This window comes from Bacillota bacterium (assembly GCA_036504675.1).
Classification (GTDB): Bacteria; Bacillota; Sulfobacillia; order JAJYWN01; family JAJZPE01; genus DASXUT01.
This window is the reverse complement of sequence record DASXUT010000173.1, coordinates 76,241-88,039: the sequence shown is the minus strand read 5'-3', so window position 1 is coordinate 88,039 and position 11,799 is coordinate 76,241. Positions and strand designations below refer to the sequence as shown.

11 protein-coding genes are annotated in these 11,799 nt (G+C 67.1%); all 11 read left to right on the top strand.

Features of this window, described 5'->3' with window-relative positions; translation table 11 throughout:
- Positions 1 to 11: 11 nt before the first annotated feature.
- Positions 12 to 1,958 carry a molybdopterin biosynthesis protein gene (locus VGL40_13940; protein ID HEY3316366.1) on the top strand — a complete coding sequence of 649 codons (1,947 nt, stop codon included), beginning with the start codon at positions 12 to 14 and terminating at the stop codon, positions 1,956 to 1,958.
- Positions 1,948 to 3,039 carry a GTP 3',8-cyclase MoaA gene (gene moaA, locus VGL40_13935; GenBank protein HEY3316365.1) on the top strand — a complete coding sequence of 364 codons (1,092 nt, stop codon included), beginning with the start codon at positions 1,948 to 1,950 and terminating at the stop codon, positions 3,037 to 3,039. Before VGL40_13940 ends, moaA begins: the two co-directional genes overlap by 11 nt.
- Positions 3,040 to 3,043: 4 nt before the next feature.
- The gene (moaC, locus tag VGL40_13930; protein HEY3316364.1) at positions 3,044 to 3,643 is read left to right on the top strand and encodes a cyclic pyranopterin monophosphate synthase MoaC; all 600 of its coding nucleotides are present in this window, start codon (positions 3,044 to 3,046) and stop codon (positions 3,641 to 3,643) included.
- Positions 3,640 to 4,671 (top strand): molybdenum cofactor synthesis domain-containing protein, encoded by a 1,032-nt coding sequence (locus tag VGL40_13925; GenBank protein HEY3316363.1) that lies wholly within the window; start codon positions 3,640 to 3,642, stop codon positions 4,669 to 4,671. The genes moaC and VGL40_13925 overlap by 4 nt, the downstream gene beginning before the upstream one ends.
- 182 nt (positions 4,672 to 4,853) lie before the next feature.
- Positions 4,854 to 5,429, top strand: a complete 576-nt coding sequence (hpt, locus tag VGL40_13920) for a hypoxanthine phosphoribosyltransferase (GenBank protein HEY3316362.1) — start codon at positions 4,854 to 4,856, stop codon at positions 5,427 to 5,429.
- Positions 5,430 to 5,442: 13 nt separating this feature from the next.
- Positions 5,443 to 7,008, top strand: coding sequence for a glutamine-hydrolyzing GMP synthase (guaA, locus tag VGL40_13915; GenBank protein HEY3316361.1), 1,566 nt, complete (start codon positions 5,443 to 5,445; stop codon positions 7,006 to 7,008).
- A gap of 284 nt (positions 7,009 to 7,292) precedes the next feature.
- Entirely contained in the window at positions 7,293 to 8,585 is a 1,293-nt protein-coding gene (locus tag VGL40_13910; protein HEY3316360.1) for an NCS2 family permease, read from the top strand.
- Positions 8,586 to 8,695: 110 nt separating this feature from the next.
- Positions 8,696 to 9,418, top strand: coding sequence for a 5-(carboxyamino)imidazole ribonucleotide mutase (purE, locus tag VGL40_13905; GenBank protein ID HEY3316359.1), 723 nt, complete (start codon positions 8,696 to 8,698; stop codon positions 9,416 to 9,418).
- 27 nt (positions 9,419 to 9,445) lie between these two features.
- Entirely contained in the window at positions 9,446 to 10,738 is a 1,293-nt protein-coding gene (gene purB, locus VGL40_13900; GenBank protein HEY3316358.1) for an adenylosuccinate lyase, read from the top strand.
- 12 nt (positions 10,739 to 10,750) lie between these two features.
- Positions 10,751 to 11,464, top strand: coding sequence for a phosphoribosylaminoimidazolesuccinocarboxamide synthase (gene purC / locus VGL40_13895; protein HEY3316357.1), 714 nt, complete (start codon positions 10,751 to 10,753; stop codon positions 11,462 to 11,464).
- 20 nt (positions 11,465 to 11,484) lie between these two features.
- Entirely contained in the window at positions 11,485 to 11,799 is a 315-nt protein-coding gene (gene purS, locus VGL40_13890) for a phosphoribosylformylglycinamidine synthase subunit PurS (protein HEY3316356.1), read from the top strand.

The window sequence follows — 11,799 nt, the reverse complement described above, 5'->3', positions numbered from 1 at the left end:
GAGGTGTGCGCATGGCCAAGCGGGAGATATACCTCCAGGAGATCCCCATCGACGAAGCCCTCGGTCGGATGAACGAGGCCCTGCGGGAAGCCGGCCTTTGGCGGCCGCTGCCCGGGGAGACCGTGGCCGTCCCCGAGGCGGTCGGACGGGTCCTGGCCGAGGCGGTCTACGCCCGCACTTCGGCCCCCCACTACCACGCGGCGGCGATGGACGGATACGCGGTCAAGGCCGCCTCGACCTTCGGCGCCAGCGAGACCCGACCGGCGCGCTTGACCGTGGACAGCGGCGCCTTCCCGGTCGACACCGGCGACCCCCTGCCCCCGGGGACGGACGCGGTGATCATGATCGAGGACGTCAAACCGGTCGACCCGGACGGCATTGAGGTCGCCAATCCGGTCGCTCCCTGGCAGCACGTCCGCAGCCTGGGCGAGGACATCGTGGCCACGGAGTTGGTCCTGCCGTCCAATCACCGACTCCGCTCGATGGACATCGGAGCCCTGCTGGCCGCCGGGGTCAGGGGGGTGTCGGTCCGGCGGCGGCCCAAGGTGGCCATCATCCCCACCGGGACCGAGCTGGTCGACCCGATGAGCCCGGCGGCCGAACGGCTGCGGCCGGGCGACATCCTCGAGTCGAATTCCTACGTCCAGGCCGCCCTGGTCAGCCAGTGGGGGGCGGAGCCACTCCGGCGGAGGATCGTCATCGACCGCCGCGAAGCCATCCTGGCCGCCTTGGGTGAGGCTCTGGAGGCCGCCGACGTGGTCGTCCTCAACGCCGGCTCGTCGGCCGGCTCCGAGGACTTCTCCGCCTGGGCCGTGGGCCAGATAGGTCGGGTGCTCGTCCATGGGGTGGCGATGAAGCCGGGCCGGCCGGTCATCCTCGGCGTGGCCCGTGGCAAGCCGGTGATCGGGGTGCCAGGCTATCCGGTATCTTCCTTCATCGCTTTCGATCTCTTCGTCAAGCCGCTGGTCTTCGCCCTTCAGGGGCTTCCCGCCACGGTCAGGCCGAAGGAACGGGCGGCCATCAGCCGGCGGGTCATGTCGACCAGCGGGGCCGAGGAGTTCCTCCGGGTCAAGCTGGGCTGGGTCGGCCGCCGCCTGGTGGCGACGCCCATCGCCCGCGGCGCCGGGGTGACCATGTCCCTGGTCCGGGCGGACGGCGTCGTCCGCATCCCGCCCCTCACCGAGGGCCTGGCCGAAGGGGACGAAGTCGAGGTCGAGTTGTGGCGGGACCCGGCCGAGGTGGCCGGGACCATCGTCGCCATCGGCAGCCACGACCTCTGCCTGGACCTCCTCGGGGACTTCCTGCACCAGCGGCACCCCGAGCTGAGCCTGTCCTCGGCCAACGTGGGCAGTCTGGGCGGCTTGATCGCTCTTCGCCGCGGCGAGGCCCACCTGGCCGGGACCCACCTCCTCGACGAAGAGACCGGTGAGTACAACCGGACTTACATCCGTAAGTACCTCCCCGGCCGGTCGATCCACCTGGTCCACCTGGTCGACCGCGACCAGGGGTTCCTGGTCGCTCCGGGGAACCCCAAGGGCATCGAGGCCTTCAACGACCTGACCCGCCCGGACGTAAGGTTCGTCAACCGCCAGCGGGGGGCGGGCACCCGGGTCCTTCTGGACTACCACCTGAGGCTGGAGGGCATCGACCCGAAGACGATCGACGGTTATGACCGGGAGGAGTTCACTCATCTGACGGTGGCGGCCGCCGTGGCCAGCGGCGCCGTCGACGCCGGCCTCGGCATCCTGGCCGCCGCCCGGGCGCTGGGCCTGGACTTCGTGCCGGTCACCCGTGAGGCGTATCAGTTGGCCATCCCGGCCGAGCACCGCCGGAGCGAGCCCATCGAGGAACTCCTGCAGGTGATCAAGTCCGAGGACTTCCGGGCGGCCGTGACCGCCCTCGGCGGCTACGACCCATCACAGAGCGGAATGGAAGAGGTCATCGACGATGAAGCATGAGCCAAGGACCAGAGCCGGGGTCCCAGCCCGGCCACCGGCGCCGGTCCCGGCCCTCCGCGACAAGCATGGCCGGACCATCAGCTATCTTCGCATCTCTTTGACTGACCGCTGCAACATGCGGTGCCTTTACTGCCTGCCCGAGGAGGGGGTCGCCCTCAAGAGCCACCGGGACATCCTCACCCTCGAGGAGGTCCTCAGGGTCGCCCGGGTGGCCGTGTCCCTGGGCGTGACCGGCATCCGGCTGACCGGCGGCGAGCCCCTCGTCCGCAAGGGCCTGGTCGATCTGGTGGTCGGCCTGTCCGCCTTGAAAGGCCTCGAGGACCTGGCGATCACGACCAATGGGACCTTGTTGGCCCCCCTGGCTGCGCCCCTCAAGGCGGCGGGGCTCGGGCGGATCAACATCAGCCTGGACACCCTCAGGCCTGAGCGTTTTCCCAGGCTCGCCCGGAGGCATCTGTTCACCGAGGCGGCCGACGGGATCAAGGCCGCCCTGGCGGTCGGCTTCGACCCGGTCAAGCTCAACGTCGTCCTCGTCCGCGGGCTCAACGACGACGAGGTCCTCGACTTCGCCCGCCTGACCCGGCGGCCGTTCGCCCCGGGTCTCGGGGCGGTCCACGTCCGCTTCATCGAACTGATGCCGCTCGGCGAGAGCGCCCATCAGGCGGCCGACCTGCGGGTAACCGGGCAGGAGGTCAGGGAGTGGCTGCTGGCGGCAGGAGAGTTGATCCCGGCCGGAGGCCCGGTGGGTAACGGTCCGGCTGAATACTACCGTTGGGTGCCCCTGATCAATGAAGGCGAAGTCCTGCCCATCGGCGGGGCGGGGACGATCGGTTTTATCAACCCGATCAGCCGGCATTTCTGCTCTCGCTGCAACCGGCTGAGGCTGACCGCCGACGGGAAGATCAACCCCTGCCTGGCCTCAACCCTGGAGATCGACCTCCGGACCGCCCTCCGTTCGGGGGCCGAGGAGGACGAGTTGGCCGAAATCCTGCGGACGGCGGTCGGGCGGAAGCCGGAAGAGCACAACATGGGCGCCGGTGAGGACGACGAGCTCCGCCGGATGTCCCGTTTGGGAGGGTGAGGCGGTGAACGGGGAAGGCGGCAGGGGACCAGAGAAGGCCCCGGGAGCGGGAGGACTGACCCACTTCGACCCATCGGGACGGGCCCGGATGGTCGACGTCGGAGAAAAAGCCGAGACCGTCCGACAGGCCGTGGCCCGCGGCGAGATCAGGGTCGGGCCGGAGGCCCTGGCGGCGATCAGGTCCGGAACCGGCCGGAAAGGGGATGTCCTGGCCGTCGCCCAACTGGCGGCGATCATGGGGGCCAAACGGACGTCCGAATTGATCCCCCTGTGCCACCCCATCGCCCTGACCGGCATCGATGTCCGCCTGACCGTGGTCGACGGGCCGGGGGCGGGCGAGGCCGGCTGGGGAGCCGGCGGCCATGCCGGCGGCAGGGTCCTCATCGAGGCCGCCGTGCGCACCACCGGGCGGACCGGGGCCGAGATGGAGGCTCTCACCGCCGTGAGCGTCGGGGCCCTGACGGTCTACGACATGTGCAAGGCGGTCGACCGCGGCATGGTTATCGGGCCCATCCAGCTGCTCGACAAGTCCGGGGGCAAGAGCGGGGAATGGCGACGGGAAGGCGTCGAAGCCTGGCCGTCCGAGGGGAGCGCGAAGCGATGAGTCTGGAGTTGGGCTCCATCGGCCATATCGCGGCCGTCTGCGTCAGCGAAAAGAAGGGGATGCGGAAGAAGGACGTCGGGCGGGGGCAGTTGATTGAGAATCACGGTCTCGAGGGGGACGCCCACGCCGGGCCGTGGCACCGCCAGGTCAGCCTGCTGGCCATGGAGAGCATCGAGAAGATGCGGGCGGCCGGCCTCAATGTCGGCCCCGGGGCGTTCGCCGAGAACCTGACCACGGTCGGCCTGGACCTCGTCGTCCTGCCCATCGGGACCAGGGTCGAGGTGAGGGATCCCCGGACCGGAGGCGATGCGGGCGGCCCGCTCCTCGAGGTCACCCAGATCGGCAAGGAGTGCCACAGCCACTGCGCCATTTACGAGCAGGCGGGGGACTGCGTGATGCCCAGGGAGGGCATCTTCGTCCGAGTCATCCGTGGCGGCTCGATCAAGGTCGGCGACGCCCTGATCGTCGCCGGGGCGGCCGAGGTTGAGGCCGACCCTGGGGACCCATCCCACGCGGAGGTCCTTCCCCCTTTCACCGCCGGCATCCTGACCGCCAGCGACAAGGGTTCGCGTGGGGAACGCGAGGACAAGAGCGGCCGGGTCATCGCCGAGATCGTCGAGGCGGCGGGGGGCAAGGTGGCGGCCTATGAAGTCATCCCCGACGATGAGGGGCTGATCAAGGAGAAGCTCATCGTGATGGCCGACCAGATGGGCGTCGACCTCATCCTGACCACCGGGGGCACCGGCCTGGCCCCCCGGGACCACACCCCCGAAGCCACCCTGGCCGCCTGCGACCGGCCCGTGCCCGGGATTCCCGAGGCCATCCGCCAGGAAAGCTTGAAGAAGACTTCCCGGGCCATGTTGTCCCGGGCGGTGGCCGGCACCCGCGGGCGTTCCCTGATCATCAACCTGCCGGGCAGCCCACGGGCCGTGAGGGAATGCCTCGAGGTGGTCATGCCGGTCCTCGGGCACGCCCTCGAGCTGCTCCGGGGCGAGGGCGGGGAGTGCGCCCGGCCGGACAAGCCCTGAACCTGGCGGCAGGGCATCGGCCGGAAGCGACCGAACCGGGCCCGGAAACGAACCCGCGGGGAGTCCACTCCGGACTCCCCTTTCCTTTGGCTGCGGTTCATGGTTTCGGCAGGAAAACCTTCCCGCTGACGCGAAACTTCTAGCAATTATTGGAGCAGGCTAGTTCTGGAGGGATCATCCTGTTGGGCTCAGACAAGGACCTCAAGGAAATCCTCATTCCCGCCGACCGTATCCAGGACCGAATCACGGAGCTCGGCCGGCAGATCGCCGCGGAATACGCGGGCAAGAACCTGTTCATGGTCGCCATCCTCAAGGGCGCGGCCATCTTCTTGGCCGACCTGGCCCGCCACATCGACATCCCGGCCACCTTCGACTTCATGGCCGTCTCGTCCTATGGCGCGGCCACCAAGTCCTCGGGGGCCGTCCGGATCATCAAGGACATCGACCAGCCTATGGATGGGCGGGACGTCCTCATCGTCGAGGACATCGTCGATACCGGCCTAACCTTGAACTACCTGACCGAGAATTTTCGGGCCCGCAACCCCAAGAGCCTCAAGGTGTGCACCCTCTTGGACAAAAAAGAGCGCCGCCAGGTGCCGGTCCGCGTCGATTATTGCGGGTTCTCCATCCCCAACGAGTTCGTCGTCGGCTACGGCCTCGACTATCGGGAGTTCTACCGCAATCTGCCGATGATCGGCGTCCTCAAGCCCGAGGTCTACGAGGCCGACACGACCGGCAAGAACGGCGGTGCGAAGTGAGGTTGGGACGGTTTTGACCGACCGTGGGCCCAGGGAACTCGTCGCCGTCATCGACTTCGGGGCCCAGTACAACCAACTGATCGCCCGCCGCGTCCGCGAGCTGGGCGTCTACAGCGAGGTCGTCCCGGCCTGGACGCCGCTGGACGAGCTCCTGGCCAGGAAGCCCAAGGCGATCATCCTGTCCGGTGGCCCGGCCAGTGTCTACGAGGATGGGGCGCCCCGCTATGACCCGCGCCTCTTCGACAGCGGCCTGCCCATTCTGGGTATCTGCTACGGCATGCAGCTGATGGCCTTCCTGCTGGGCGGCCGGGTGACCGGAGCGGAGCGCCGGGAGTATGGTCACGTCACCGCCACGGTCGACACCGGGGCGGCCATCTTCAAAGGCCTCGAACCGGCCATCGACGTCTGGATGAGCCACGGGGTGGTCGTCCAGTCTGTGCCCCCGGGTTTCTCGGTCATCGCCCGCTCGGAGAACACCCCGGTGGCGGCGATGGCCGCGCCGGACCGCCGGATGTACGCCGTCCAGTTCCACCCCGAGGTGGTCCATACCCCGAAGGGTTTGGACATCCTCCGGGCCTTCCTGTTCAACGTGGCCGGCTGCGCCGGGGACTGGGGGCCCAGCTCGTTCATCGAAAGGGCCGTGGCCGACGTCCGAGCGATAGTCGGCCCGGGGCACGTCCTCTGCGCCCTGTCCGGCGGGGTCGATTCCTCGGTCGTCGCCGCCCTCGTCCAGCGGGCCGTCGGCGACCGCCTGACCTGCCTGTTCGTGGACAACGGACTCCTCCGATTGGACGAGGCGGCCCAGGTGCGCGAGACCTTCGGCGGCCACTTCGGGATGAACCTGGTCCACGCCGACGCGAGCGATCGCTTCCTCGGCCGCCTGGCCGGGGTCACCGACCCGGAACGGAAGCGCAAGATCATCGGCGAGGAGTTCATCCGGGTCTTCGAGGCCGAGGCCGCGAAGCTGGCCGGGGCCGGCAAGGTCGAGTTTCTGGCCCAGGGGACCATCTATCCCGACGTCATCGAGTCGGGCGGGGCCCCCGGCGGCGGCCCGGCCTCGGTGATCAAGAGCCATCACAACGTCGGCGGGTTGCCCTCCGACCTGCAATTCAAGCTGGTCGAGCCGCTCAGGTACCTGTTCAAGGACGAGGTCCGGCGGGTCGGGTTCGAGCTCGGCCTGCCGAGCGAGTTGGTCTGGAGGCATCCCTTCCCTGGCCCCGGGCTGGCTGTGCGCGTCCTTGGCGAGGTCACCCGGGAGCGCTTGGAGACCGTCCGCCAGGCTGATGCCATTGTCATCGAGGAGGTCCGCCGGGCCGGCTGGTACGACCGCTTGCTCCAGGTCTTCGCCGTCCTTCTCCCGGTCCGGAGCGTCGGGGTCATGGGCGACGAGCGCACCTATGGCTGCACGGTCGTCTTGCGGGCCATCACCGGGCAGGACTTCATGACCGTCGATTGGGCTCGTCTGCCATACGAGCTCATCGAACGCATCTCGAGCCGCGTGGTCAATGAGGTCAAGGGGGTCAACCGGCTGGTCTATGACGTGACCACGAAGCCGCCGGCGACGGTGGAATGGGAATGAGGGACGTCGATGGAGGCGGAAAGTCGGACAAGAGAGAAAAAGACGAATGATACCTTGAATAGACGGGCTATCATTCGCCTTTTTGTTGACAAGGGGCCGTTCGCCTTGTTATCATCTGGGTGAGGGACGAGCCCCTGCGCCCATAAAGGCGAATATTCTCTTCATAGAGATTGGATAGAGTCCGGTTTTCACCGAGGGGGGGGTGAGGCATCGGCGGAGATAGGGCAAGTGGGCCCCGGAAACACTAGACTGAAACAACAGACCTGAGGGGAGGAGCTATCTACTTGCTGGAACGTCTTTTTCATCTGAGTGAGCGGAAGACCGACGTCCGGACCGAGGTCATCGCCGGGTTGGCGACCTTCATGACGATGGCGTACATCATCTTCGTTAATCCCCTGATCCTCAAGGACGCCGGGGTCCCGGTCGCCGGGGCCATCTTCGCCACCGCCCTCGGCGCCGGACTGGCCACCCTGGGCATGGGCCTCTTTACCAACTACCCCTTCGCGCTGGCCTCCGGTATGGGGCTCAATGCGTTCCTGACTTATTCCGTGGTCATCGGCCTCAAGCTGAGCTGGCAAGAAGCCATGGGCATGGTGTTCATCGAGGGTGTCATCATCACCCTCCTCGTCCTCACCAAGGTCCGTGAGATGATCATGGACGCCATCCCGACTTCTATGAAGCGGGCCATCGGCGTCGGCATCGGCCTCTTCATCGCCTTCATCGGCCTGCAGGACGCCGGCTTCGTCGTCAAGAGCCCGGCCACCCTGGTCACCTTCGGCACCTTGAAGAGCGCCCCTGTCGTCGTCGCCATCTTCGGTCTCTTGGTCACGGCCTTGCTGATGGCCTATCGCGTCAAGGGTTCCATCCTCCTGGGCATCGTCCTGTCGACCATCCTGGCGATCTTCGTCAAGGTCGCCCCGATCCCGACGGATGTCCTCAGCCTGCCGACGGCCGAGTCGTTCAGCACCATCTTCCAGCTGAACCTCAGCTCGTTGGCGGTCCCGGCGCTCTGGGCGGTCATCTTCGCCTTCCTCATCACCGACTTCTTCGACACGATGGGCACCGTCGTGGCCATCGGCGGCGAGGCCGGCTTCGTCGATGAGAAGGGCAAGATGCCGCGGCTCAACCGCATCCTCCTGGTCGACTCCCTGGCCGCCGTCACCGGCGGGCTCCTTGGGGCCAGCTCGATCACGACTTACGTGGAGAGCGCGTCCGGCGTCTCCGAGGGCGGCCGTACCGGCCTGACCTCGGTCGTCGTGGCCATCCTCTTCTTCCTGTCGATCTTCTTCGCCCCGATCATCGGCGTCGTCCCCGGCGTCGCCGTGGCCCCGGCCCTGATCATCGTCGGCTTCCTGATGATGACGGTGGTCAAGGACATTCCCTTCAACCAGTTCGACGAGGCCCTTCCGGCCTTCCTGACCATCCTGATCATCCCCCTGACCTACAGCATCGCCCGCGGTATCGGCTGGGGCTTCATCACCTACGCCCTGATCAAGCTGTTCACGGGTAAGTCCAAGGATGTCCATTGGCTGCTCTACGTGGTGGCCATCCTCTTCGCGGTGAGCTTCCTGCTTTAGGGTAAAGAAGTCGAAGGGCCCCGGGGCGGTCTTCGGTCAGCCGAGACCACCCCGGGGCTCACCGCTGAAGGGACCACCGACCAAGGCGAGATGAACGAAGGAGTGATTCCATGCCAAGCGGTCTCGTCGCTGTTGTTCTGGGCAGCGATTCCGACCTCCCGAAGATGAAGGACTGCGTCACCACCCTGACTGAGTTCGGCATCGGACTTAGGGTGACGGTCTGTTCCGCCCATCGCAGCCCCCAGCGGAGCGCCGAATTCGCGGCCAACGCGGCCGAAGAGGGTTACGACGTGATCATCGCCGCCGCCGGCGGCGCGGCCCACCTGGCCGGGACGGTCGCCGCCTGGTCGACCCTGCCGGTCATCGGGGTACCCCTCTCGGGTTCGCCGATGGGCGGCGTCGACGCCCTCTATTCGACCGTCCAGATGCCGCCCGGCGTGCCGGTGGCCACGGTGGGCATCGACGCCGGCAGGAACGCGGCCATCCTGGCCGTCCAGATTCTTTCCCTGAAGTACCAGTCCCTCCGCGAGAGACTCAACAACTACAAGCGCAAGCTGGCCGAGGGCGTGGCCGAGAAGTCGGCCCGGGTGGAGAACGAAGCCGGTCAGGGCGGCACTGTCGGCGGACCTGTCCAAAGCCCGGGGCCCAGCCAACCGCCCCAAGTGAGCCAGCCGTCCCTGCCGTCCCTGCCGTCCCTGCCGGGCCAACCCGCGCACCCGAAGGAAGAGGGCCCCGCGCAGCCGGGCCCAGCTCCCGCCGCGGTACGCCGCCGCAGCCACCGCTCCGGGCGTCGCCGCAAACCCAACGGGCAGCCGCCTGTCCCGACCGTCTGAGGACCACCTTCAAAGGAGCGCTCCAGGATGATCGACCGTTACTCCCGACCAAAGATGAAGAGCCTCTGGGACCTCTCCACCCGCTACCGGCGGATGTTGGAGGTCGAGGTTCTGGCCTGCGAGGCCTGGGCCGAGCTGGGGCGGATCCCCCGATCGGCGGTCGAGGAGATTAAGGCCAAGGCCCGCATCGACGTCGACCGGATCCTGGCCATCGAGGCCGAGGTCGGCCACGATGTCATCGCCTTCGTCAGCGGAGTGGCCGAGACGGTTGGGGATGCCGGCAAGTACCTCCATTACGGACTGACTTCCTACGACGTGGTCGACACGGCCCTGGCCCTGCTGATGCGGGAGGCCGCGGAGATCCTTCTTTCCGACCTCGACCGCCTGCTGGCCGTGATGGCGCGACGAGCCCGCGAGTTCAAGGACGCGGTGATGATCGGCCGGACGCACGGGATCCACGCCGAGCCCATCACCTTCGGGCTGAAGCTGGCCGTCTGGTACGCCGAGATGAACCGCAACTGGGAGCGCCTGAGGCGGGCCCGCGACATCGTCAGCGTCGGCCGGCTCTCGGGGGCCGTCGGGACCTTCGCCAACATCGACCCGTTCGTGGAGAAGTACGTTTGCGACAAGCTCCAGTTGAAGCCGGCGGAGGCCTCGACCCAGGTCCTGCAGCGCGACCGGCACGCGGAATACCTGACGACCCTGGCCATCGTCGCCACCTCACTGGACAAGATGGCCGCCGAACTCCGGACGCTGCAAAGGACCGAGATTCGCGAGGTCGAGGAGTACTTCAAGCCGGGGCAGAAGGGCTCGTCGGCGATGCCCCACAAGCGCAATCCGGTCGGCCTCGAGCAGATCAGTGGCCTGGCCCGGGTGATGCGCGGTTACGCCGTTCCGGCGATGGAGAACGAGGTCCTGTGGAACGAGCGGGACATCTCCAACTCGTCGGTCGAGCGGGTCATCCTGCCGGACGCGACCATCCTTCTCGATTACCTTCTCGAGCGGTTCACGGGCCTCCTCGATCGGTTGACGGTCTATCCGGAACGGATGGCCCGCAACCTGGAACTCACCGGTGGCCTGGTCTTCTCGCAGCAGGTCCTCCTGGCCCTGATCCAAAAAGGGCTCAGGCGCGAGGAGGCCTACGCCCTTGTCCAGGGGATGGCCATGGAGGCCTGGGCGGGTGGGGCGACCTTCAAGGAGCGGGTCTCGGCCGATGAGACCGTCCGCCGCCACCTCTCGGGCGATGAGATCGCCGCCTGTTTTGACCACGCCGACCACCTCAGGCACCTCAACCTCATTTTCGGCCGGGTGGGACTATAGGAGGCAGGGCAGTTGGACAAGGGAGCCAGGTTATACGAGGGAAAAGCCAAGATCGTCTACGAGACCTCTGATCCGGACCGGCTGATCATCGACTATAAGGACTCGGCCACCGCCTTCGACGGAAAAAAGAAGGGGACCATCCAGAACAAGGGCATCTACAACAACCGGATGTCGGCCACCTTCTTCGAGTATCTCGAGGGGCGCGGGCTGCCGACCCATTACGTACGGACCCTCAGCGAGCGGGAGATGCTGGTCAAGCGGCTGCGGATCCTGCCCATCGAGGTCGTTGTCCGCAACGTCGCCGCCGGGAGCCTGGCCAAGCGGCTCGGTCTCGAGGAGGGCACCCCCCTCAACTCGACCGTCCTCGAGCTTTACTACAAGAGCGACGCCCTGGGCGACCCGCTGATCAACGAGGATCACATCCGGGCTGTCGGGCTGGCCGAGCTGGCCCAGGTCAGGGAGATCGAACGGCAGGCCCTCGAGGTCAACCGGCTCTTGGGCGAGTTTCTGACCCCTCGGGAGATCATCCTCATCGACTTCAAGCTCGAGTTCGGGCTGCACCACGGAACGCTGCTCCTGGGCGACGAGATCTCCCCGGACACTTGCCGTTTCTGGGATCGCACAACCAAAGAGAAGCTGGACAAAGACCGCTTCCGCCGCGACCTCGGCGGGGTCGAGGAGGCCTATCAGGAGGTCATGCGGAGGATCACCTCGTCGGCGAGGTAGACGATTGGGGGACGGGTTTCATGTGGCAGGCCAGGATCTACGTGACATTGAAGAAGGGCGTCCTTGACCCGCAGGGCCGGGCCATTGAGAACGCCCTCAAGGTGATGAGCTATGGCGAGGTTCGAGACGTCAGGGTCGGCAAGTTCATGGTCCTGACCATCGACGCCCCGGATCGCGAGACCGCCGCGGCCAGGGTCGAGGAGATGTGCCGGAGGCTGTTGGCCAACCCGGTCATCGAACAGTACCAGTTTGACCTCGCCCCCCAAGGCGAGGCGGCGGCCGCCGGGAGCCGGGCCGGGACCGGGGTTTGGAACTTCCCGGAGGGTGACGCCTGA